Genomic DNA, 25826 nt, shown 5'->3' with positions numbered 1-25826 from the left:
AGTAAAAGCACTATGATTCATTTTTTCGGTTCACAAGACACCAAAATTTACGCAGTTCAAGCTAAAGCTGAACTTTCAGAAGAAACTACAAACAAGCTCATCTGGCTTTTTGGCAACCAGCCTAAAATAGAAGCGTCTGCAATCGACGCTTTTTTTATTGGTCCGCGTGCGACGATGATCACACCCTGGAGTACCAATGCCGTTGAGATCACCCAAAATATGGGGATTGAAGGCATTATAAGAATAGAAGAATTTATTGCCGGAAAGGCCGAATTTGACCCAATGCTTTCTCAGGAATACAGCAAGCTCGATCAGGCAATTTATACCATTGACATCGAGCCTGAAGATATTAAGGCTATTGAAGATATTCAAGCCTATAATGAGCAGGAAGGTTTAGCCTTAAGCGAAGAAGAAGTCGCTTATCTGGAAAGTGTTGCAGAACGCATAGGCCGCCCGCTTACCGACTCTGAAGTGTTTGGTTTCAGTCAGGTGAATTCTGAGCATTGCCGCCATAAGATCTTCAACGGAACCTTTGTGATCGACGGGAAAACGATGCCCTCTTCCCTATTCAAGATGATTCGTAAAACTTCCGAAGAAAATCCTAACGAAATTGTTTCGGCTTACAAAGACAATGTGGCTTTTGTAAAGGGTCCTAAAGCGACACAGTTCGCTCCTGCAACCGCAGATAAACCTGATTTTTATACCGAAAAAGAATTTGACAGTGTGCTTTCGCTTAAAGCGGAAACCCACAACTTCCCTACCACCGTTGAGCCTTTTAACGGTGCTGCAACTGGTGCCGGTGGTGAAATACGCGACCGTCTGGCGGGTGGTCAAGGTTCGCTTCCGCTGGCAGGGACAGCTGTTTATATGACTGCCTATTCTCGCCTTAGGGAAGAACGTCCTTGGGAAGATGCAATGCCGGCGCGCAAATGGTTATACCAGACGCCCATTGATATTTTGATCAAAGCCTCAAATGGAGCTTCAGATTTTGGAAACAAATTTGGCCAACCACTTATCGCAGGTTCGGTACTTACTTTTGAGCACGATGAAGCCGGAAGAAAACTCGGTTTTGACAAAGTGATTATGCAAGCCGGTGGAATTGGCTACGGCAAGAAACAACAAGCCTTAAAAGAAAAACCGGAAACAGGAGATAAAATTGTAATTCTTGGTGGGGACAACTACCGTATTGGTATGGGCGGTGCAGCTGTATCTTCGGCAGATACGGGTGCATTTAGCTCAGGAATTGAGTTGAATGCAATCCAACGTTCTAATCCTGAAATGCAAAAACGTGCGGCCAACGCCATCCGCGGAATGGTAGAAAGCGATGAGAATACTATCGTTTCTATTCACGATCACGGTGCCGGTGGTCACTTAAACTGTCTTTCTGAATTGGTTGAAGAAACCGGCGGATTGATCGATCTTGATAAATTGCCAGTGGGTGATCCTACCCTTTCGGCTAAGGAAATAATCGGTAACGAATCGCAAGAACGTATGGGTCTCGTTATAGGTGCCGAACAAATTAAAACTTTAAAAACCATCGCAGATCGCGAGCGCTCACCAATGTATGAAGTGGGTGACGTTACCGGCGATCATCGTTTCACGTTCAAGTCGGCTACTACCGGTGCTGCACCAATGGATTTGGCGATGAACGATATGTTTGGCAGTTCGCCAAAAACGGTCATGGTTGATTCAAAAATTCACCGTATTTACAGCGATGTTTCGTATTCTTTAGAAAACTTCCACGAGTATTTAGAGAACGTATTACAACTTGAAGCGGTTGCTTGTAAAGACTGGTTGACCAATAAAGTTGACCGTTGTGTAGGTGGTCGTGTGGCAAAACAACAATGTGTTGGTTCGCTACAACTTCCGCTGAATAACGTAGGTGTGATGGCACTTGATTTTAAATCTTCAAACGGAATTGCTACTTCAATTGGGCATTCTCCCGTTAGCGGATTGATTGATCCCGTTGCCGGAAGTAAAAACAGTATCGCAGAAGCGCTTACCAACATTGTGTGGGCGCCGCTGGAAAAAGGTTTAAAATCGGTTTCACTTTCTGCAAACTGGATGTGGCCGTGTAATAATGCAGGTGAAGATGCGCGTTTGTATGAGGCGGTTGAAGCTGTTTCAGAATTTGCGATTGCTTTAGGAATCAATGTTCCTACCGGAAAAGATTCCTTATCAATGAAGCAAAAATATCCTGAAGGTGATGTGCTTGCGCCGGGAACAGTTATCATTTCTGCGGCAGGAAGCTGTGATGATATCAACCGCGTGGTTGAACCTGTTCTGGATGCTGAAGCAGGATCAATCTACTACCTCAATTTATCTCAAGACAACTTTAAATTGGGCGGTTCGTCATTTGCTCAAATTCAGAATAAAGTTGGAATGGAAGCTCCAAGCATTAAAGACGATGCTGCTTTTGCTACCGCTTTCAATACGTTACAAAGCCTAATTAGAAAAGATCTTGTTGCAGCCGGTCACGATGTGGCTTCGGGCGGATTGATCACAACACTTTTAGAATTGTGTTTTGCTGAAAATAAACTGGGAGCTTCAGTTGATTTTTCTGCATTTGCTGAACAAGATATCATCAAAATCTTATTTGCTGAAAATGCAGGTGTAGTCGTTCAGGCAAATGATGACGCTGCTTTTGAGGCGGCGTTGGCTGATAATAACGTGGAATTCTTCAAAATTGGATCGACTAATACTTCAGACGAATTATTGATCAAGAAAGATTCGGTAGAAATTGGTTTGAATATTCCGTCATTGCGTAGAAAATGGTTTGAAACTTCTTATTTATTAGATCAAAAACAAACCGCAAATGGTCTTGCAGAAGATCGTTACAATAATTTTGATCAGCAAGACCTGAAGTTTGAATTCCCGAAACAATTCACCGGAATCCAGCCAACAATTGATGCTTCTAAACCAAGACCCAAAGCTGCGATCTTACGTGAAAAAGGAAGTAACTCAGAACGCGAAATGGCCAATGCGATGTACCTCGCAGGTTTTGATGTAAAAGATGTGCATATGACCGATTTGATTACCGGTCGTGAAACGCTTGAAGATATTCAGTTTATTGGAGCTGTGGGTGGTTTCTCTAACTCAGATGTTTTAGGTTCTGCAAAAGGTTGGGCCGGAGCATTCTTATACAACGAGAAAGCCAATAAGGCATTGAAAGATTTCTTCGCACGTCCTGATACGCTTTCGGTAGGAATCTGTAACGGTTGTCAACTTTTTGTTGAATTAGACTTAATCAACCCGGAACACGATGAAAAGCCAAAAATGTTACATAACGATTCGCACAAGCACGAATGTGGCTTTACCAGCGTGAAGATTGAGAAGAACGATTCGGTGATGCTTTCTACTTTAGAAGGTGCTACTCTTGGTGTTTGGATCTCTCACGGAGAAGGAAAATTTGAACTTCCGCTTAGCGAAAAAGAATACAATATTGTTGCTAAGTATGGCTATGATACGTACCCTGCAAATCCTAACGGAAGTAGCTACAACACTGCAATGATGACCGATAAAACCGGACGTCATTTGGTAACAATGCCGCACATTGAGCGCTCTATTTTTCAATGGAACTGGGCAAACTATCCAAAAGGTCGCAAAGATGAAGTAAGTCCGTGGATCGAAGCTTTTGAAAATGCCCGCAAGTGGATTGAGAAGCAGTAAACCCAACTAATTAAATGACAGGTCTGCGCCGTAAACATACTGGTATTCGCATATTTTGGGGGCTTATTGCGCTCTATATGCTCAATATCTGTGTAGACAGTCCAGACCTGTTTCCTAATCAACCAGAAAACCTCAATATTAACGATCAGGAGAGTGTAATTGAGTTGGTTGTAGAGCAGGTTTTAGATCTTGGAGATGTCATTCCTGAGTATGACGATAACGACACTGAAGAACATACTTCTTCTAAAACTTCAGTCAATCTGGATCACTTTATCGTTGACAAGTCTTCAATTGCATTTCAGCAAGATTTCAGCCTTCAGAAAAAACAGAATACCCTTTTTGCCTTAGCAAACTTCCGAAATTTATGTTTGGAGGTTGACGCGCCCCCACCCAAATTTTAAGTTGTTTATACCGCATTATTGAACACCTCAATAGCTGAGGTGCATCCTTACATTCAATACACTCATTAAACAAATTAAAATGAAACCATTACAATTAGTGCTGCTTTTGGCAGTGCTCACCCACTTTTCCTATGCTCAAGAAACAGAGCCCAAAGCTATTACAGACAGCTTATATATTGCTGAAGTTGAAGAAAGCAAAGAACCCTTAAAAATCTTACATGCTGAACCGCTTTATATCGACCTCATTCGAGATCTGGGCGCTCGCAAAGGAGAAAAAGAATGGAATATTGGTCTAGGCCTTACCGATAACGATCAATACGATGAATATCTTGCGCTTGTAGAATATGAATGGGCGCCCGCAGATCGGTTGGGTTTGGAAGTAGAATTACCCTTCTCACTGCATTATCCTGTAGGAGATAATGGCGATGCACCCGGAAACCGATTAAACAGTATCAAGATCGCTGGTCAATATACTTTCTGGGTTTCTGAGAAGCACAAAACGAGTATGGCGTTTGGGTACATTCAGGAATTTGAACTTACCAATTTTAGCAACTATGGTGCAGGAAAATTGTTTACCGGCAATATCTATAATCCGTTTTTCATTGCGGCTAAACGATTGGGATCTAATTTTCACAGTTTGATCTACACAGGTCCCGCAATTGCCCATCACTTTAGCGACGGAGCCATTCACACCAGTTGGCAGATCAACAGCAACCTGCATTATATGATTCCCGGTACCCGTAATTTCATTGGTCTCGAATTTAATAAGGAATTCAATCAGGGTGATTTTGATATGACTATTCGCCCGCAATTGCGGCTTGACGTTGCAGATAATATGTTAATAGGCATTGTAACCGGCATTCCTATTAACCGCGAGACCGAACGCTTCAGTTCATTTTTACGCTTAATTTACGAGCCGGGGAATTAAGTAAATATTAATAAAGTAATGCATGAAAAAAGCCCGGTAATACCGGGCTTTTTATAAAAGATTTTAATTTATCTAGTTTTGATCACCAGAACCTAAATTAGGATTTGCATCAATTTCTGCTTGAGGTATTTTGAAAATCCAATCATCATTGAGTGATGGTCTTTCAATTTGGTATGATTGCTGGTAAAGTACCTCTGAAGCACCAGATCCTCCATCCGCAGCGTGATCAACGCCTTCATCCCATCGTATATGATTTGTATATCCGAATCCTTCTCCCCACATTTCTAATTTCCATTGAAATTTTAAATGATCAAAAAAGCTTTCAGCATTTGGATAATCGTCAGAATCCCAAGAAGAATCTCTTGCTTCTGCAAGTGGTCTTAAAGCTTCTTTTGCATCGGTCAGATTATCCATCATCAACTCTGCTTCCGCTTCAATTAAATACATTTCTGAAGAACGCATATAAATCACATCATCAGGGTCTATTGTACCAGGATTAGCTTGTTTAAGTTTAAATTGCATATATGGATGTAAGTTGTGACCAGCAACTAAACCATAAACAGCCTTTATACTATCTACGGCAGCATCAAACTCCTCTTCTGTAGGGTAAAGTGGATTGGTATTGTTTGAAAAACCTCCATTACCATTAGCCGCAGAAGTGTTAGTGTTAGGAGCATCGGGAAGAAAAACATCCTTTCTGTAATCGGTCTCCGGAATAGCATCTACAAGTCTTCTATCTGCAATTTTAGGATTATTTCTTATTTGACTACCATTAAATGTATTACTTGCTAAATAAAAGTATGATCTAAAAAAGGTTGTTTCTGTAGCTATTACATTACTCCCCCAAATTACCTCTGAAAGGTTATTTGTGTTAAATCCTGATTTCCATTCATCTTCAGAAAGAAGAGGGAAACCTTCGCGAGCAGCTACAGCAGCGTCAGCAGCAGTTTGCCAATCTCCTTTTGATAATGCCCATCTTGCTAATAACCCATATGCAGCATTGATACTTAACTGTGCTTTTGCCGCTGCCCCTCCTACACCAGGACCTTCACTATCTTGAAAGGCGGTTATTGCTGAATTTAAATCTGATTCAATTTGATCATAAATTTCCTGAACAGTCGATCTAGGTTGACTTGTAAAAGGTGATTCTGAAGAAAATAATAACGGTACTCCTGGGTCTGTAGATGGATTACCAATGAGATATCCTTTAGCGTAATGCTGAACTAATGATAGATAGGCATAAGCTCTATAAGTATAAGCTTGCCCCAATATATTTCTCAGTCTCGCTGTTTCTGTAAGACTTCCGCTTTCTATTTCATTTATTAATAGGTTAGCGTGTAGTATTATATTATATCTATGATACCATAATAAACTAGATGTTAGTGAAGTTTCTTGTGTATGCTCATTCCACTGCATCACTGAACGCCAAGATAAATTATTTGCGTTAGCTGAATGAATTAAATCACCTGTTAAGTTATCTCCCATAGGCACCCAATAATGATTATTGGCACGTGCTGTATTACCGCCAGGAAATACTGTTTGAGATTGTGAATATAGTCCACGGTGTATTCCGTTCAAAACAAGCTGCATATTTTCTGCACTCGCTAAAGCATCGGCAGAAGAAATTGCATCTGTTGGAGTTCTTTCTAAAAAGTCTTCTTGACAAGATAGAATTGGTATTGCAAATAATACCACTAGTATATATTTCAAATTGCTTTTCATAATGAATTTTTATTAAAACGATAGATTTAACCCAAGCGATACAATTCTTGAAGGTGAGAAATCATTTGCTGATGGTGTTCCTGCTAAGTTGTATTGAGGGTCTAAACCTTTTCTTTTACTTTTTAAGTATAAATTTTCTCCTGTGATTGAAACTCTTAACGCATCTAAGCCTAGCGTGTTAATTACATTGTCTCCGAAATTATAGCTAAAACTTACATTTCTAAGAGCCCAGAAAGAAGCATCAGTAAGGAACCTTTCTGACTGTGTACGTACAAGATCTACATTTCCATTTTCAAGTCTTGGTACACTGGTTATATCTCCAGGTTCTCTCCAAGCATTGAGAATATCTGGATGCAATGATCTACCATAGGTACCACTATGCATCATTGAAGAATAACCATTATCCAATACTTTACCACCTATTCCATAAGTTACTAAAAAATTAAGATTAAAACCTTTGTAACTTAAGCTATTAGAAATAGATCCTAGTAAGTCTGGAATCGAAGAGTCCCCTGTGTAAGCTCTCTCTGTTTCTTCCCAATCATTTGTGGTTGCAATTTCTCCTGTCGCTTCATCAATTACAGGTACACTTTCTCCATCTTCATTTTGCTCATACAATAAGAATAATTGGTCTCCAGTTTCTGGATCAACTCCCGCTGTTCTTAATAAGAAGAAATCAAATCTAGAACGACCTTCTGCCCATCTTTTACTTCCATTGATAAAAGGATCTGGTAAACTGGTAATTTCATTTTTAAATGTAGAAGCTTGTAAGGTTAAGTCCCATCTAAAGTCATTGCTATTAACTAAATGGCCTGTTAATGCGAATTCAAACCCAGAGTTATACATATCTCCTAAATTAACAGGAACTTGATTTAAACCATTACTTGGTGCTATAGGAAGATTATATAATAGATCACTTGAGTTTTTCTTGTAGTATTCTATCGAACCATCTATAAAATTATTAAACAAACCAAACTCTAGAGCAACATCAAAATTTTCAATAGTTTCCCACTGAAGTGCAGTATTCCCAATATCTGTAAATAAAAGTGCTGGAGCACCTGCATTAGATGTAATAGAGAATCGCGCTTGCGATAAATAACTATCAAATAAATCATCGTTACCTACCTCCCCGTAAGAAGCTCTAACCTTTAATTTATTTATGAAGGAAACATCTTGCATAAAGTTTTCTTGATCTATACGCCAAGACCCACCTACAGAGTAAAATGTACCCCATCGACTATCGGTTTGGAAAACAGATGAACCATCTCGTCTTGCCGAAGCGCTTAAATAATATTTATTCTTGAAGTTATAATTCGTTCTTAAAAAATAACCTTCAATTCCCTTATCAAAGGTCGCTCCGCCTAAATCAACAATATTTGAGAAATTAGCAAATTCATAAATACCATTAGCAGCTTGAACAGTCGCTAAACCATTAAGGTCTGAAATTGATCTATCATAGCTTTCGTGTCCTGCTGTGATATCTACATTATGGTCACCAAAACTCTTTTGATAAGTCAAAATTTGATTGAAGTTTTCTATTTCTCTTCGAGCTCGATCTTCGCTTAACCTTCCGTCAGGTTGCGCGTCACCGATAATTGCATTTTCATATTCTCTTTCAAACAATTCGTTTATATCACGCCCATAGTTAAGTTTAAAGCTTAATCCATCAAAGATCTCCCACTCTCCATAAAATCTAAAACCATAAGTGTTGTCTCTATCACTTTCATTATTCAGTAATAATTCTTGTAAAGCATGTCGCCCTTGATTTACTGGTCTTGATCCTATATTGAAATCTGCATAACCTTCACCATTGTCAAAAACTGGGTTTCCAAAGTCATCCAAAACGATATCACCATTCAAATCATTTACATATACAGGATATATAGATCCTATACCTCTGGCAAAACTGAATGGGTTTACAATGCTTCCGCTTCCCGCCGAACTTGGGCCACGAGCTTCTGATAATGTGATATTTGCACTACCACCAATTTTTATATTATCACTCACATCAAAATCAGCATTTAACCTTGCTGTTAAACGATCAAAGCCTGATGTAACGACATAACTTTCTTCATCCAAATATGATGCTGAGAAGAAAACGGTGTGATCATCAGCTCCTCCTGAAACATTTACATTATAATTTGTTCTATAACCTGTCTGCTGCAACTCTTCAAACCAATCTAAACTTTTATAGATTACTTGTGCATTAGGATTTAATTGTCCATTTGTATCTACTATTTGATCATTAGGAACATTAAATGGATTGTATCCTAATTGATTGTATATGTTATCACTAGCAAACTGAGGATCTCCACCACCTGCACTTGAATTTTTAAATGCTTCCCACATACTTTCATAGTACTGACCTGGTGAAATCTGGTCATACTGACCAATACTATTTGTTACAAATCCTGATTGTGCTGAAGCTGATACTCTAAGCCCACCTTTTTTACCTCTTTTTGTTGTAATAATCACAACACCATTAGCAGCTCGCGACCCATAAAGCGAAGTAGATGCTGCATCTTTTAAAATGGTTAAAGACTCTATATCTTCTTGATTTATTGTGTTTAACGCCCCTTCATATTGTATTCCATCAACAATATATAGTGGATCTGTATCTCCGTTTAAGGTTCCCACACCTCGAATTACGATATTAGGTGAGGCACCTGGGCCAGCTGCTGAAGTAAATTGAACACCTGTAGCATTACCTTCTATAGCGGCAATTGGCGAGGTTACATTTCTTTGTTGCAATTCTGCCTGTCCAACCACGTTAGCTGAACCTGTAAAAGCTTCCTTAGTACTGGTTCCGTAGGCGGTCACAATAACCTCATCCAAAGATTCTGAATCAGCCTCTAAAGAAAAAGTTATTTGCGATGCATCGCCTATGACTCTACTAATGGTTTTAAAACCCACGTATGAAACCGTTAAAGTTTCATCTGAGCTAACTGAAATAGAAAATTTACCGTCAAAATCAGTTTGAGTACCTCTTGACGTTCCTGCAACAACTACAGATGCTCCTGGTAGCGGTAGACCATCGTCGGCTGTTACAACCGTTCCTTGCACAGTTTTTTGCTGTGCAAAACTAAATTGTACCCCAAGCAACAGTACCAAGAATACAGTGAGTAATTTTTGTTCATTCATTGATTTAGGTTTTTTATTTAAAGCAATATTAATTTTTTCGTTAAAATTATGCAAACCATTACCCTAGTTACTAAGTAGAATAGTCGTATGATTTAGTACTCAAAAAACCCTTCGTATAAAAAAACACGATCAGCCATGGACTATTTATTCACGCTGGATAAGAACGTATTACTTTTTTAAAAAAATATCAATTATCTCAACTTAAAGCATTAACAAATTTTAACATTTAAAAATATTATTTCTTAATATTAAAGTCGAAATGTATCAATGAAACGCAAGAATTCTTCACATTTAAGAAATGAGTAAATTTTAAATATCATTAATACAACGTTGTAAATTTTTCTAAAATCGTAGAAAAAAGTCTACAAATTCGCTATTTTGCAGTAATCAAATACCTCAGAGGGCTACTTAAAGAGCAGAATCAAGAACTTGTATCGTATTTTTGTAAAGACCTCATTACCTAAAATCACACTTGTAAGAAAACCTATTTCATAACTATGGAAATTAAACGTCTTTTTGACTTCCCCTATCACCAGCTTGAGCAGTATAATTTGAAGGAAGCGCTGGTCACTAAATATGATGGTAAATGGGTAGCAACTACTACACAATCCTACCTCGATCAAGCCAATGCTATAAGTCGAGGCTTATTAAAATTAGGCGTCAAACCTAATGATAAAATCGCCGTGATCTCTTCGACTAATCGTACAGAATGGAACATCATGGATATCGGTATCCTGCAATTAGGTGCTCAAAATGTTCCTATCTATCCAACGATTTCGGAAGAAGAATATGAGTATGTACTTAACCATAGTGAGTCTATTTATTGCTTTGTTTCTGACGAAGAAGTACTTACCAAGGTCAATGCAATAAAGGCAAATGTGCCCACACTTAAAGAGGTGTACAGTTTTGATGCTATCAACGGATGTAAGAGCTGGGAAGAGGTAAAAGAAGAAGACAAAACTCTTCAATCTGAAGTTGAAAAATTAAAAGACGCGGTTAAAGAAGACGATCTTGCAACCTTAATTTATACATCAGGAACCACCGGAAGACCTAAAGGCGTAATGTTGAGCCACAAAAATGTGGTGTCTAACGCAGTTAATAGTGCATCGCGTTTTCCTATTATTCTAGGACAGAGTAAAGCGTTGAGTTTCTTGCCGGTGTGTCATATCTATGAGCGTATGTTGATGTATCTCTATCAGTATACCGGAGTTTCTATTTATTTCGCTGAAAGCTTAGATACCATAAGTGAAAACTTAAAGGAGGTTCAGCCAGAAGTAATGACCGCTGTTCCACGTTTATTGGAAAAAGTATATGATAAGATCATTGCAAAAGGTGCAGACTTAACCGGGATTAAAAAGAAACTCTTTTTCTGGGCTGTAGAAACCGGATTAGAATATGAACCTTATGGTCAAAATGGCTGGTGGTATGAGAAAAAACTGGGAATTGCCCGCAAACTGATTTTCAGTAAATGGCAAGAAGCTTTAGGCGGAAATCTAAAAGTGATCGCTTCGGGTAGTGCTGCTTTGCAGCCGCGTCTCGCACGTGTATTCAATGCTGCAAATATTGGGGTGATGGAAGGTTACGGTCTTACGGAAACTTCACCGGTAATTTCAGTAAACGATATGCGTGATCACGGATTCAAAATAGGAACCGTGGGAAGGCCGATTCCGGAGACTGAAGTCAAAATCGCTGAAGATGGTGAGATTCTTATTAAAGGTCCTCAGGTGATGATCGGTTATTATAAAGACCAAGAAAAAACCGACGAAGTTTTGGAGAATGGGTATTTCCACACGGGAGATATCGGTGAGATCGACAGCGAAGGCTTCCTGAAAATCACCGACCGTAAAAAGGAAATGTTCAAGACCAGTGGCGGTAAATATGTAGCCCCTCAGATCATCGAAAATATGATGAAGCAATCCCGTTTTATCGAACATATAATGGTGGTAGGTGAAGGCGAAAAAATGCCGGCAGCTTTAATTCAGCCTAATTTTGAATTTGTGACTGAATGGGCAAAACTCAAAAATATTAATGTAGGTAACACGCCTAAAGAAATAGCTTCTAACGAGGAGGTTAAAAAACGTATTCAAGAGGATGTTGACATCCATAATGAGAAGTTTGGTAAATGGGAGCGTGTTAAGAAATTTGAGCTCACTCCAGACGAATGGAGCATAGAAGCCGGCCACCTCACTCCTACTATGAAACTTAAGCGACGTATCGTAAAAGAAAAGTATCTTGATCTTTACAATAAAATTTACGAACATAAATAATCTATCAAACTCCTTAGAAATAAGGAGTTTTTTTATGAATATGTTCATCTTCTTACAGCTGAGATAATAATCTTATAAATTTTCCTTAATTTATTATGCGTGCATAGTAATATTTTTTAAATTTACGCAAACGTATGAGTAAAAAAGATATTACAATAGATCACGCTCTTAGAGCTACTTGGCAAGCCATCATTAAAATGTATAATGAGCAAGCTGCAAAATTAGACAGTACGATGGCTACAGGATTTGCTTTATTGAGCATAGACCCCGAAGAAGGAACACCTTCTACAGCTTTGGGGCCTCGAATGGGAATGGAAGCTACAAGTCTTTCAAGAACCTTAAAATCGATGGAAGAACGCGGACTTATTGAACGTAAACCCAATCCAGCTGACGGACGCGGCGTGTTGATTTTCCTGACCGAATTTGGAAAGGAAAATAGAGACTTCAGTAAAGACCGTGTATTAAAATTTAACGAAGCGGTACGCGCTAACATTGATGCAGAAAAAGTAGATCACTTTTTTGAAGTGATTCACGTGATCAATGATCTAATACAGAATAAAAAGATTTATAACACTTCTGAAACTACTATAAAACAATGAGTAAAAGACGTATAAATAAAGTTGCAGTAATTGGCTCTGGTATTATGGGAAGCGGTATCGCTTGCCATTTTGCAAACATAGGAGTTGAAGTACTGTTACTCGATATTGTTCCTCGCGAACTTAACGACAAAGAGAAAGCAAAAGGTTTAACGCTTGATGACAAAACGGTACGCAACAGGCTGGTAAATGACCACCTGCAAAATGCGTTAAAATCTAAGCCCTCTCCTATTTACCATAAAGATTTTGCAAAGCGCATCACTACCGGAAATATGGAAGATGATATCGCTAAGGTAAAAGACTACGACTGGATCATCGAGGTGGTGATCGAGCGTTTAGATATTAAAAAGCAGGTTTTTGAAAAACTTGATAAACACCGTACTCCGGGCACGCTGATCACTTCAAATACTTCGGGAATTCCTATCAAGTTTATGAGTGAAGGCCGAAGCGATGACTTCCAGAAACATTTCTGTGGAACGCATTTCTTCAATCCCGCGCGTTACTTAGATCTTTTTGAGATCATTCCGGGACCTAATACAGACAAAGAAGTTTTAGCATTCTTGAATGCCTACGGCGAAAAATTCCTCGGAAAAACTTCAGTTGTAGCTAAAGATACTCCGGCATTTATCGGCAACCGTGTAGGTACCTATAGTATTATGAGTCTTTTCCACACTGTGGAAGAACTCGGGATGACCGTTGAAGAAGTTGATAAATTAACGGGACCGGTAATTGGGCGTCCAAAATCGGCAACCTTCCGTACCGTTGATGTTGTGGGACTTGACACCTTAGTTCACGTGGCGAATGGTATTCGTGAGAATGTAGAAAACGATGAGCGTGCTGAGTTGTTTTCGCTACCTAACTACATCAACACGATGCACGAGAATAAATGGTTAGGAAGCAAAACCGGACAAGGATTTTATAAGAAAATTAAAAAGGAGGATGGCTCTAGCGAGATATTAACGCTAGACCTGAATTCTATGGAATATAGAGCCAACAAGCGCGCTTCTTTCAGTACGCTTGAGATGACGAAGTCTATTGATAATGTGGCTGACCGCTTTCCGGTTCTAGTTAAAGGAAAAGATAAAGCTGGAGAATTCTTCCGTAAAAATTTCGCAGGCTTATTCGCTTACGTGCAAAATCGTATTCCTGAGATCACCGATGAACTATACAAGATTGATGACGCTATGCGTGCCGGTTACGGCTGGGAGCACGGTCCGTTTCAAATTTGGGATGCTGTAGGAGTTGAGAAAGGTATTGAATTGATGAAAGCCGAAGGTTATGAAGTAGCCGATTGGGTTGCCGCGATGCTTTCTTCCGGTAAAGATTCCTTCTACACTGTAAAAGAAGGAAATACCTTCTACTACGATATTCCGAAGAAAGAATATGTGAAAAAACCAGGTCAGGATGGCTTTATTATTCTCGACAACATCCGTGAATCTAAAGAAGTATTTAAAAACAGCGGCGTTGTTGTTGAAGACCTCGGCGATGGAATCCTAAATGTAGAATTCCGATCTAAAATGAATTCTATTGGTGGCGACGTTTTGAGCGGTTTAAATCGAGCTATTGATTTAGCTGAAAAAGATTTCGCCGGACTCGTTGTTGCGAATCAAGGGAAGAATTTCTCTGTGGGTGCAAATATCGGGATGATCTTTATGATGGCCGTTGAGCAGGAATATGATGAGCTTAACGCTGCCGTTAAATACTTTCAGGATACCTGTATGCGCTTGCGCTACTCTTCTATTCCTACCGTTGTTGCTCCACAAGCGATGACCTTAGGTGGTGGTTGCGAGATGACTTTGCACGCAGACCGCGTTGTGGCTGCTGCTGAGAGTTATATCGGTCTGGTAGAATTTGGTGTTGGGGTAATTCCCGGCGGTGGTGGTTCTAAAGAAATGACTTTAAGAGCTTCTGAAACCTATCATAAAGATGATGTCGAGTTAAACCGACTACGCGAATATTTCCTAACGATTGGTATGGCAAAAGTTTCGACTTCAGCTTATGAAGCTTACGACTTAGGGATTTTAAAACCGGGCAAAGACATTGTTGTGGTCAATAAAGATCGTCAGATCGCTGCGGCAAAAGAAGTAGCGAAGTTTATGGCAGATCAAGGCTACACCAAACCTATTGAACGTACCGACATTAAAGTCTTAGGTAAACAGGCTTTGGGTGCTTTCTTAGTAGGAACCGATCAAATGAACGCAGGGAAATACATCAGTGATCACGATCAAAAGATCGCTAATAAACTGGCTTATGTAATGGCTGGTGGTGATTTATCTGAAGCTTCTTATGTAAGTGAGCGTTACTTGCTAGATCTTGAACGCGAAGCTTTCTTAAGCCTTTGCGGGGAGCGTAAGACTCTAGAGCGTCTGGAGCATATGATCAAGAAAGGGAAACCTTTGAGAAATTAGACTAGAGACTTTAGATACAAGACCATAGACTAAAATAAATCCTATGCATAATTTTCAAGAACTTAAGATTTGGCAGAAAGCGATGGATATCGCAGAAAGTACCTATTTAATTTCGGCTGAATTTCCAAAGGAAGAAAAATTTGGTTTGACAAGTCAAATTAGAAGAAGTGCCGTAAGTATTCCTTCTAATATTGCCGAGGGAGCTGGAAGAAATACAGATGGAGAGTTTAAAAATTTCCTAGGAATTGCGAGTGGCTCTTCTAATGAACTGTATACACAGCTTATTTTGGCACAACGCTTAGGTCTTATATCTGAAGATGAACAACTTTCAAATATCTTAAAAGAATTGGAAGAGGTTCAAAAGATGAATTATACGCTAATAAAGAAATTTTCAAAATAGACTAAAGATTATCTCATATCTCAAGTCTAGAATCTAAAATCTAATAAATGAAAACAGCATATATCGTAAAAGCATACAGAACAGCCGTAGGGAAAGCACCGCGAGGTTTGTTCCGATTTAAGAGACCAGACGAACTCGCCGCAGAAACCATCGATTACATGATGAACGAGCTTCCTGATTTTGACAAGAAGCGCATTGATGACGTGATGGTAGGTAACGCGATGCCGGAAGCTGAGCAAGGCCTTAACGTAGGGCGATTGATCTCGTTGATGGGATTAAAGATCGAAGACGTACCGGGAGTGACGGTGAACCGTTATTGCGCTTCAGGAATAGAAACCATCGCTATGGCTTCGGCTAAAATTCAGGCAGGAATGGCTGATTGTATTATCGCCGGGGGTGCCGAAAGTATGAGTTACATCCCGATGGGTGGTTACAAACCGGTTCCTGATTATAAAGTGGCAAAAGCCGGAAATGAAGATTATTACTGGGGAATGGGTCTTACTGCAGAAGCGGTTGCCAATCAATTTAATGTTTCTCGTGAAGATCAGGATGAGTTTGCATACAACTCGCATCAGAAAGCCTTAAAAGCGCAGGAAGAAGATCGTTTTAAAGAGCAAATCGTTCCGATTGATGTTGAACACACTTTTGTAAATGGTGCCGGAAAGAAAGAAACTAAAACCTATACGGTTAGCAAAGACGAAGGTCCTCGTGCAGATACCAAGCTTGAAATTCTGGCGAAACTACGTCCTGTTTTCGCCGAAGGCGGAAGCGTAACCGCAGGTAACTCTTCACAAATGAGTGACGGTGCAGCATTCGTACTAGTGATGAGCGAAGAAATGGTTAAAGAATTAAAATTAGAGCCTATAGCTCGCCTGGTGAATTTCGCTGCCGTTGGTGTGGAACCACGCATTATGGGAATTGGTCCGGTTAAAGCCATTCCAAAGGCATTAAAACAAGCCGGATTACAGCAGAAAGATATCGACCTAATCGAATTGAATGAAGCATTCGCGTCGCAATCTTTAGCAGTGATCAGAGAGTTAGGTCTCAATCCGGATATCGTAAACGTCAACGGTGGTGCAATCGCTTTAGGTCACCCGCTAGGTTGTACGGGAGCTAAACTTTCCGTTCAGCTTTTTGATGAAATGCGCAAACGCGAAATGAAAAATAAATACGGCGTTGTGACGATGTGCGTTGGTACCGGTCAAGGTGCAGCCGGGATTTATGAGTTCCTCAATTAGACTTGAGACTCTAGACCAGAGATATCAGACATCTAAATAAAATTTAAAAACACACTTGAGACTAAGGTTTCTAAAATCTAAAATCTCAATACTTATATCTTAAAAAATGGCAGAAACAGCAGATAAAAAAGAAATTCTACGTGGCGGGCAATTCTTAGTGAAAGAAACCGCTTGTGAAGATGTTTTTACTCCCGAAGATTTTAATGAGGAGCAAAAAATGATGAAGGAAACGGTTAAAGAATTTGTTGACCGTGAGATCGTTCCTAACAAAGAACGTTTTGAACATAAAGACTATGCGCTTACCGAAGAAGTGATGCGTAAAGCGGGTGAACTCGGTCTTCTTGGTATCGCTGTTCCTGATGAATACGATGGTCTGGGAATGGGCTTTGTTTCAACAATGCTTGTTTGCGACTATATTTCCGGAGCTACGGGTTCTATCGCGACGGCCTTTGGTGCGCACACCGGTATTGGTACAATGCCAATCACCCTTTATGGTACCGAAGAGCAAAAGAAAAAATACGTTCCTAAATTGGCTACCGGAGAGTGGTTTGGCGCCTATTGCTTAACCGAGCCGGGAGCAGGTTCTGACGCCAACAGTGGTAAAACCAAAGCAGAACTTTCAGCAGACGGGAAAAGCTATAAGATCAACGGTCAGAAGATGTGGATCTCTAATGCCGGTTTCTGTAATCTGTTTATAGTTTTCGCCCGCATTGAAGATGATAAAAACATCACCGGTTTCATTGTAGAAAATGACTCTTCAAATGGAATTTCACTGGGTGAAGAAGAAAAAAAATTAGGTATTCACTCCTCTTCTACCCGTCAGGTATTTTTCAATGATACCGTCGTTCCTGTAGAAAATATGCTTGCCGGTCGTGGCGAAGGTTTTAAGATCGCAATGAATGCGCTTAACGTAGGCCGTATTAAACTTGCTGCTGCCTGTCTTGACGCACAACGTCGTATCATCGATATGGGCGTGAAATATGCAAACGAGCGTGTTCAGTTTAAAACACCGATTGCCCAATTTGGTGCAATTAAGTACAAATTAGCTGAAATGGCTACAAATGCTTACGTGTGCGAAAGTGCTTCGTACCGTGCGGCTAAAAATATTGAGGACCGAATCGCAATCAGAATGGCCGATGGTAACAGCCATCAGGAAGCCGAATTGAAAGGTGTCGAAGAGTATGCGATCGAGTGTTCTATTCTTAAAGTTGCCGCTTCAGAAGATATGCAAAATTGTGCCGATGAAGGTATTCAGATCTATGGTGGAATGGGCTTCAGTGCCGACGCGCCGATGGAAGCTGCCTGGAGAGATGCCCGTATTTCGCGTATTTACGAAGGTACCAACGAGATCAACCGAATGCTTGCGGTAGGAATGCTGGTTAAAAAAGCGATGAAAGGTCACGTGGATTTATTGAATCCCGCGATGGCAGTTGCAGATGAATTAACCGGAATCCCTTCTTTTGATACACCAGATTATTCTGAAGTACTTTCTGAAGAAAAAGCGATGATCGCTAAACTGAAAAAAGTATTCTTGATGGTAGCTGGTAGTGCCATTCAGAAATACGGACCAGAATTAGAAGAACATCAGCAATTGTTGATGGCCGCTTCAGATATTTTGATTGAGATCTATATGGCAGAAAGTGCCATTTTACGTACCGAAAAAAATGTAAAACGCTTTGGCGAAGACACTCAGAAAGAGCAAATCGCAATGGCGCAATTGTACCTGTATCACGCTGTAGATATTATTAACCAAAAAGCAAAAGAAGGTATTGTGTCTTTTGCAGAAGGTGATGAGCAGCGTATGATGCTTATGGGTCTTAAGCGTTTCACAAAATATCAAAATCAGCCTAATGTGGTTGCTTTACGTAATACCATCGCTGAAAAAGTAACGGAAGAAAACACCTATCCGTTTTAAAATTTTGCCCTAATAGTTACATTTTGATTTGAATTCATCCCCAAAGCTTTGCTTTGGGGTTTGTTTTTTACTATTCAGTCATCTCGACGGAAGGAGAGATCACATCCTGCTTAGTAAATTCAAATTGAAGTTCCTTTAGCTTCTTTTGTGATTTCTCCCTATCAGTCGAAATGACTAAAGTGGTCACATCTAAATATAAGTTGATAGCTTCTTCTTTTTTACTAATTTCAATTACTTTCAAAAAGAATTTGGGTGAATTATCTAGTTTACATACTTACTAATGAATATAGAACCACAATTTACATAGGTATAACTAACAATATTCAGAGAAGATTAGATCAGCATCATTTTGATAGCATAAATGCTAAAAAGTCTTTTGCCGGCAAATACAATTGCATCTATTTAGTTTATTATGAAGTCTACGATAATCCTGATACTGCTATAGCACGAGAAAAAGAATTAAAAAAATGGCGTCGTGAAAAGAAAAATGACTTGATTTCAAGTTTCAACCCATGTTGGAAAACATTAAATAATGAAGTTTTTTAGCATCGTAATCCCGACGGCAGGAGAGATCACATCCTGCTTGGGAAATTCTAAATGAAATACTTTGAGCTTCTTGTGTGATTTCTCCCTATCGGTCGAAATGACAAAGAATGGCTCAAATCTTGATTACTTTGGTTGTGATGTAAGAAACATTGTATCTTTAAAACTTCAACTTAGTTTATGCAAAAAATAGGATTTATACTGCTTGCGTTTGTAATGAGCCTTTCACTTCAAGCACAAGAAGACACGGAGATTTTTCTTTTTGAGATCAAAACAACTCCTACCACTATTGAAATTGTAAGTGGTAAAAACATTTCTCAAAATGCAGGTTATGACAATCAGCCTTCATTTTATAATGAGCACACGTTACTCTACAGCCGCACTCAGGATAGTCTCACTGCAATTGGCATTTATAATATAAATAAGTCTAAAACTTCGATTTTCACAAACGAACCGAATAGCGGTTTTTTCTCTCCGCAACGCATTCCTAATACTGAAACGATCGTTGCGGTACGTCAAGATCCTGAAGGCCGTCAGCGCTTGGCGCAATATGATTTTCAAACCAAAGCCTTCAAAAAACTCTTAGACAGCAGTCAGGTTGGTTATTTTTCATTTTACGATGAGCACACGTTTATTGCTTCGGTTTTACAGCCAAATCAAATGGATCTCTTCCTTATAAATTCAGAAAAAGGAACTTCTGAGAACATCATTACAAATTCCGGTAGGTCGTTACAAAAAGTCCCCAATAGCAACTCGATGAGTTATACGGTAGAAAATGAAACCCAAAATATGGACCTGTATACGCTAGATTTTTCGGGTGACGAACCTACAAGCTATTTTGTATGTGAGATGCCCATAGGTCGCCAAGATTATACGTGGCTCGATGAAAACCGAATTCTCGTAGGTAGCGGCGATAGTCTTTTTGTCTATGATCTATTTGGAGAACCGGCCTGGACGTTTGCCACGAGTTTAAACAGCTATGGTCTTAAAAATATCACCAGAATGACTGTGAGTCCTGACGGAAAATACCTCGCAGTAGCGGCAGAACCTGTAGAAAACTAAATTCAATAGGTGCCTAAGCAAACCCAAATTATTATTCTCATTGTTCTCGCTCAATTTCTGGGAACATCGCTGTGGTTTGTCGGTAATATTGTGGTTCCGCAACTTCCTGTTACCCGGTTGGGTAATCCTGATCTTCTGGGAGATTTACTTGCCGCAGTACAGCTTGGATTCATCTTAGGAACACTTGTTTTTGCAATACTCGCAATTGCCGATCGCTTCTCGCCTTCTAAAGTTTTTGCGGTAAGTGCGATTTTGGGAGCGATTACCAATCTGGCGTTACTCTTACCTCAGGCAGAAAGCGGCACTTTATTGGTTTCGCGATTAAGCACCGGCTTTTTCCTGGCCGGAATTTACCCCGTTGGAATGAAAATCGCAGCAGACTATTTTGAAAAAGGCTTAGGCAAAGTTCTGGGACTTTTGGTTGGCGCCTTGGTCCTAGGTACAGCACTCCCCCACTTTTTGAACAGTTTTGAAGTTTCGGTAGATTATAAGATTATCACATTGGTCACTTCGGGCTTAGCTGCTGTTGGCGGACTATTAATCGGCTTTTTGGTTGCTGATGGTCCGTATCGAAAAGCACAGCAAAAACTTTCGATAAACGCCATTCCCTTTATTTTTCAGACTAAAAAATTCAGAAGGGCGGCTTTTGGATATTGGGGACATATGTGGGAGTTATACGCTTTTTGGGGATTTCTACCTGTTTTTATAAACTATTATCAAGCAGAACATCAAGTCTATCTCAACACTTCGCTTTGGTCCTTTTTTGCCATTGCGATCGGTGCAATTTCCTGTGCCTATGGTGGCGTTTTGACTCAAAAAATAAGCAGTAAAAAGGTAGCCTTTTACGCGCTCCTGATCTCAGGAATTTGCTGTTTGGTTTCTGTTTTTAGTTTTGAATTTCCACCGGCGATTTTTAGTTTCTTTCTTTTACTATGGGGCGCTGCCGTGGTTGCTGATAGTCCGCAATTTTCAACATTGGTCGCGCGTAACGCACCACCCGAATACCGCGGGACCGCACTGACGCTCGTTAATTGCATAGGATTTGCGATTACCGTAATTAGCATTCAACTACTCAAGCATTGGGTTATTCATTTTGAGATCGATTATCTCTTTTTGATTTTAAGTCTGGGGCCTATCTTTGGAATTTTGAGTTTGTACCGGTCTAGACTATGAGAATTCTTTCCTGCTGTTTCTTTCTGATTTTTATAGCGTGTGGCAAAAATGACGGCCCGCCGCCATTATTTCAAAAGTCAGCAACTGCTTTTACTCCGGTTCAAAAAGCGATCATCGCTCCTAAGGTCGACGGTAAAGCTCACGATCCCGCATGGCAATCTCTAGAATGGAAACAAATGGATCATATTTGGAGCGGAAAAGCTTCGGAAAATTCATCAATTCAATATAAACTCACGTGGACGCCTGATGCGCTATATGTGTTGCTTCGGTTAGAAAACATTACAATTCAGTCTAATTTTGGCAATCCAATGGAGAACTTCAATAGCGAAGATCACCTGAGTGTTTATGTTGATGAAGACAACAGCGGCGGAAGCTACGAAGATTCTTATAATGCTTTTGCATATCAAATTTCGCCAACGAACATTTCAGTATTTCTAGATCAGAATAAAAAACCGAGAACTGCTCATCACGCTGTTTATTCCATTTTAAAAAATTATGGGACTACCGCATATTGGGAATTGAGAATAACCAATTTTGATTCGACATATCAGCCCAACAAACCCAATGAAGCTGTATCTTTAAAACCCGGAAAATTAATGGGCTTTGCACTCGCTTTTGAACACGTTGATGCCAAAGCAACCAACACGATTCTTGGTTCTGTTGCGATTCCTGAAGATTATGAGGGACACATAAACTTGGATGCCGGACTTTTTGAAACCCTAAAATTGATTCAATAATTATGGAAAATAGAATTGCACTTAATGACAACTTAAGCTTATCACGCATCGTTCACGGATACTGGCGTTTACGCGATTGGAATTTGAGCGACGACCAACTTTTAAAGCTCATTGAGCAAGTTCTGGAATTGGGAATCACCTCTTTTGATCACGCAGATATCTACGGAAATCACACCTGTGAAGCTTATTTTGGCCGTGCATTGGCACTGAAACCTGAGCTGCGCGAAAAGATGGAATTGATAAGCAAGTGCGGCATCAAAATGGCTACCGATTACAATCCGGAGCTTGACATTAAAATCTATGATTACAGCACCGAATACATTATAAAACAAGCTGAAACTTCACTTAAAAACTTAGGCACAGATCGTCTTGACCTTTTATTGCTGCACCGCCCTGCGCCTTTTTTCAATCCTGAAGAAGTTGCTAAGGCTTTTGATCAACTTAAAAGTAGCGGTAAAGTGCTCAACTTTGGTGTATCAAACTTTAGTCCGGCGCAATTTGATACCCTGCAAAGTTATCTTGATATGCCCTTAGCGACCAATCAGGTTGAGATCTCTGTGAGTTGTTTAGCGCATTTTGAGAATGAGAATACCGAATATTTCTTAAAACATAAGATTAAACCGATGGCGTGGTCGCCACTTGCCGGCGGTGCAATTTTCAATCCAAAAACAGAAAAAGAACAGCGCTTAGCTGCTGTCTTAAAAACTATTGCAGCAGCATTGAATACAGATATTGATCAGGTGATGTATGCGTGGCTTTTAAAGCATCCTACCGGGATTATGCCAATTGTGGGATCACAACACATCAAGCGAATTAAAAGTGCTGTTGACGCCCTTAAAATCGAATTAAGTCTGGAGCAATGGTATAAAATCTATATCGCTTCTAAAGGTGAAGATTTGCCTTAATCTTTTACCTCATAATCAATATTCTTATAGCCTATTCTTCCGTTCGTAGCAATGACCTCGATACGAACGGTTTTGGTTCCTGGGATTTCATTATTTTGAATATTTAAACTAATCACCTCTTTGTCTTTTAGCTTCAGGTCAGGATTCCAATAAAGACTTACACTGTTATCTCCGGGACCTAAGGCAGACTTTTCAGGCTGATATTTTGGAATGTAGAATTCTTTAGTTGGTGCAAATACAGGAATTGAGGTTTTCAAAATTCCCTTCGACTTCGTGGCGGTATATAGCCCGTTGCCACTATACGTATATATGGCCAAAATGCAACCCTGAATTGGAGTCGACTGCGTATCTTTAAACGGATAAACCCTTCGGTAGAGCGGCATAAAATTTTTAGTGATTCCATCAAGAATTTCGACGCTTTTCACCTCGCTGGGCGGTAGATTAGGCAAAAACTGGTAGGCATCATCCAAAACCGGAATTCCGTCGACGAGCACTATTGTTTCCATACCACCGGTTACCACTGCCTTTTGATAGCGAACACCGGTGCTGTCTTGATACATTTGAAAACTGATTTTATCACCAAAAGACTGCAAGAGCACTCCATACAAACCACGGTTGTATTCATTTTCTTTACTTTCAAGCTCCCGGCCATCTATAACAACATCGGGTTTACCGTAGGTGTCCATTACTTTTTGACGTTGCGGCGTAAGTTCATAATTGCTGATCACCACTTCGTCTAACTGGTTGACTTCAGGATCATAATCAAAAAAAGAATCAGACGCCCCCTCACTTTCTGATTGCTGAAAAACCTTAGATTGTAAATTATTTTGTTTGAAGAAAGCTTGAGTTCGATCGTACTGTATTTTCGGTTTATTTGCCTCGGCTAGACTCAACGTATAATTTCGGTTTTTACCAGCATCATTTTTGGTTTGTAACACCGCCCTTACCCGTCTGCCTTCCATTGGAGGCAAAAGAAAATTAAACCTTCCCAGACTGTCAGTCTTTTGAGTGTAAAAACTTTGCTCTTCACCAAAAACCATTAAGCTGACGTCAACACCTTCTTTCATTTTATCTTTATTAAAAAGGGCTGCGACCGCTCCCTCAACACCCAGTGCAAATTCAGGCAAAACGTTCATCTGTTCTTCATCTAAAGCTGTATTAAACGCGTAACCTCGCCAACCCTGAGTCAATAGTAAATTATCGAGTTCATCTGGTTTAACAAGATGGGTGTCTTCAAAATAAAATGAAGGTTTTTCAATAGTTCCTCTTAATTCTGAACTGAGCATAAAATAGTTCCAAATGTTTTGATCATTGCCTAATTCTTTCGGAATTACAACTACCGACGCACTGGCTAGTTGTGCTATTCCAGATGCAGAAAATTCAAGGTTTGCTTCTTCACCCGTTTTATAAGAGCTCTTAGCCATCTTAAAGTCGATTGGAAGCGCTTCTATTTCCAGATTATTAAAAAACAAACGTTCGGCTAAGGGATTCTTATTTTGGTCTTTAAGACTAAAAACAATAATTCCAGCAGGTAGCGATTCTTTTGAAAACATTAAAGTCTGCTTTCCGGCCTTTAGCTTTCTAGCTATTTCACCTAATATCAATCCCCTGCTGCTTACTTCTACATACACTGAATCATTTACAAATTGAGTTGAATTGATGAGCACGGCTAGATTATTTCCGACCTCATTGACCGAAAGTGTACTCCCCTTCTCTACCACATCTGTAAACGAATAACTAAGCTTGAGATCCTCGTGAGGCTCTTTCAGTTCAACTCTGTAGCTTGCTTCAGGTTTTGGAAAGATATAGATGCGCCCCATACCCAGTTTATTACTTTTAAATGAGGTAATGACATTATTTGCCTCGTCGTACACAGTCCCTGTAACTGCCACGCCTTTTCCTTTCTCGTTAATCGCCTTAAATCCTATTAGGTTATTGATCCCGGCGATTAAGCTACCTCCTTCTGGTAAAAACTGAATGTCAATAGCCGGCTGTGACAAAGGAATGCTTTCGCTCCATTCTTTTCCTGATTCGGTTATTAACTTCATATGCACCCAAGCTGTACCTTCAGGAAAATCTTGTTCCAATAGAAAATACCCGGAGCTGTTTTTACGAATGACCTGCTTCTTTACTCGGTCGTCATAAGCCAGTTCTAAATCAAATTTAGAACTGGTGGTACTATCAATAAGCTCAGGCTTGAACAGGAATCTCGTGGTGTCCTGATCATCTGCATCTATTTTTTGAACTACATCATTCAGCGCTTTGTCTTCTGTTATGCTGAGGTAACTTTTAAAAATAAAGTCAGACTTAAAATTCTTATTCCACTGCGTGTAAGCTCTCAATTGATAGGTACCCGGACTGTAGAAATTTTGAATATCAAAATAATTGTTTGCAATTCCGGTTTCTAAATCCAACAGTTTTTCACCTACAACGGTCTCAAAAGGGTCTATCAACTCTACGTGCAAAACGCCACTTAACGCTGAAGGAACATTATCTTTTGCCTGTGCGACAATCGCCTTAAACCATATAGTTTCACCTAAAGTATAATTACTTCGGTCTGTTTGTAGGTATACTTTTTCGGCCAGAGCCTCTTTAGTTGCGATGTCGTTCTGTGCTTTTAGAGCAGAACTTATTAGCATGAACATAAAAGCACAAAGACCGGTTTTTAGTTTGATTAAAAAATTAATCCGGGAACTCTTTGATGCTTTTAAAGTATGCATA

The 25826-nt window shown here is 39.7% G+C and carries 17 protein-coding genes; 14 read left to right on the top strand and 3 right to left on the bottom strand.

Annotated features, from left to right (window positions below):
• Window positions 1-12 precede the first annotated feature (12 nt).
• From purL to MED217_RS07785, 3 genes are all read left to right on the top strand, one after another.
• Window positions 13-3669 carry a phosphoribosylformylglycinamidine synthase gene (gene purL, locus MED217_RS07795; protein WP_009779955.1) on the top strand — a complete coding sequence of 1219 codons (3657 nt, stop codon included), beginning with the start codon at window positions 13-15 and terminating at the stop codon, window positions 3667-3669.
• A 14-nt stretch (window positions 3670-3683) separates the two neighbouring features.
• Window positions 3684-4070, top strand: coding sequence for a hypothetical protein (locus MED217_RS07790; RefSeq protein WP_009779954.1), 387 nt, complete (start codon window positions 3684-3686; stop codon window positions 4068-4070).
• 79 nt (window positions 4071-4149) lie between these two features.
• Window positions 4150-4998 carry an HAEPLYID family protein gene (locus MED217_RS07785; protein WP_009779953.1) on the top strand — a complete coding sequence of 283 codons (849 nt, stop codon included), beginning with the start codon at window positions 4150-4152 and terminating at the stop codon, window positions 4996-4998.
• Between the two features lie 72 nt (window positions 4999-5070).
• Here the strand turns inward: MED217_RS07785 and MED217_RS07780 are convergent, their stop codons facing one another.
• Window positions 5071-6720 (bottom strand): RagB/SusD family nutrient uptake outer membrane protein, encoded by a 1650-nt coding sequence (locus tag MED217_RS07780; RefSeq protein WP_009779952.1) that lies wholly within the window; start codon window positions 6718-6720, stop codon window positions 5071-5073.
• A 12-nt stretch (window positions 6721-6732) separates the two neighbouring features.
• Window positions 6733-9861, bottom strand: a complete 3129-nt coding sequence (locus MED217_RS07775) for a SusC/RagA family TonB-linked outer membrane protein (RefSeq protein ID WP_009779951.1) — start codon at window positions 9859-9861, stop codon at window positions 6733-6735.
• Between the two features lie 497 nt (window positions 9862-10358).
• On the opposite strand from MED217_RS07775, the gene MED217_RS07770 reads away from it, so the two are divergent.
• The 11 genes from MED217_RS07770 (at window position 10359) to MED217_RS07720 (ending at window position 23105) form a co-directional block, all read left to right on the top strand.
• On the top strand, window positions 10359-12128 hold the full coding sequence (locus tag MED217_RS07770; protein WP_009779950.1) for an AMP-dependent synthetase/ligase: 1770 nt from the start codon (window positions 10359-10361) through the stop codon (window positions 12126-12128).
• A gap of 134 nt (window positions 12129-12262) precedes the next feature.
• Window positions 12263-12727: a MarR family winged helix-turn-helix transcriptional regulator gene (locus tag MED217_RS07765; RefSeq protein ID WP_009779949.1), complete on the top strand. Its 465-nt coding sequence runs from the start codon at window positions 12263-12265 to the stop codon at window positions 12725-12727.
• On the top strand, window positions 12724-15132 hold the full coding sequence (locus MED217_RS07760) for a 3-hydroxyacyl-CoA dehydrogenase/enoyl-CoA hydratase family protein (RefSeq protein WP_009779948.1): 2409 nt from the start codon (window positions 12724-12726) through the stop codon (window positions 15130-15132). Before MED217_RS07765 ends, MED217_RS07760 begins: the two co-directional genes overlap by 4 nt.
• A gap of 43 nt (window positions 15133-15175) precedes the next feature.
• Window positions 15176-15532, top strand: a complete 357-nt coding sequence (locus tag MED217_RS07755) for a four helix bundle protein (protein WP_009779947.1) — start codon at window positions 15176-15178, stop codon at window positions 15530-15532.
• 47 nt (window positions 15533-15579) lie between these two features.
• Window positions 15580-16770 (top strand): acetyl-CoA C-acyltransferase, encoded by a 1191-nt coding sequence (locus MED217_RS07750; RefSeq protein WP_009779946.1) that lies wholly within the window; start codon window positions 15580-15582, stop codon window positions 16768-16770.
• A 106-nt stretch (window positions 16771-16876) separates the two neighbouring features.
• A complete protein-coding gene (locus MED217_RS07745) occupies window positions 16877-18685 on the top strand; it encodes an acyl-CoA dehydrogenase family protein (RefSeq protein ID WP_009779945.1) in 1809 nt (602 codons plus the stop codon).
• 252 nt (window positions 18686-18937) lie between these two features.
• Window positions 18938-19231 carry a GIY-YIG nuclease family protein gene (locus MED217_RS07740; protein ID WP_009779943.1) on the top strand — a complete coding sequence of 98 codons (294 nt, stop codon included), beginning with the start codon at window positions 18938-18940 and terminating at the stop codon, window positions 19229-19231.
• Window positions 19232-19408: 177 nt separating this feature from the next.
• Complete coding sequence (locus MED217_RS07735) at window positions 19409-20290, top strand: TolB-like translocation protein (protein WP_009779942.1); 882 nt, start codon at window positions 19409-19411, stop codon at window positions 20288-20290.
• A gap of 9 nt (window positions 20291-20299) precedes the next feature.
• Window positions 20300-21463: an MFS transporter gene (locus MED217_RS07730; protein ID WP_009779941.1), complete on the top strand. Its 1164-nt coding sequence runs from the start codon at window positions 20300-20302 to the stop codon at window positions 21461-21463.
• Window positions 21460-22200 carry a sugar-binding protein gene (locus MED217_RS07725; protein ID WP_009779940.1) on the top strand — a complete coding sequence of 247 codons (741 nt, stop codon included), beginning with the start codon at window positions 21460-21462 and terminating at the stop codon, window positions 22198-22200. Before MED217_RS07730 ends, MED217_RS07725 begins: the two co-directional genes overlap by 4 nt.
• 2 nt (window positions 22201-22202) lie before the next feature.
• Window positions 22203-23105 carry an aldo/keto reductase gene (locus tag MED217_RS07720; RefSeq protein WP_009779939.1) on the top strand — a complete coding sequence of 301 codons (903 nt, stop codon included), beginning with the start codon at window positions 22203-22205 and terminating at the stop codon, window positions 23103-23105.
• Here the strand turns inward: MED217_RS07720 and MED217_RS07715 are convergent.
• Window positions 23102-25825 (bottom strand): hypothetical protein, encoded by a 2724-nt coding sequence (locus MED217_RS07715; RefSeq protein WP_009779938.1) that lies wholly within the window; start codon window positions 25823-25825, stop codon window positions 23102-23104. The two genes, MED217_RS07720 and MED217_RS07715, sit on opposite strands and share 4 nt — an antisense overlap.
• Window position 25826: the final 1 nt, after the last annotated feature.

The organism is Leeuwenhoekiella blandensis MED217 (genome assembly GCF_000152985.1).
Lineage (GTDB): Bacteria > Bacteroidota > Bacteroidia > Flavobacteriales > Flavobacteriaceae > Leeuwenhoekiella > Leeuwenhoekiella blandensis.
This window is presented reverse-complemented; position numbering and strand designations above follow the sequence as displayed.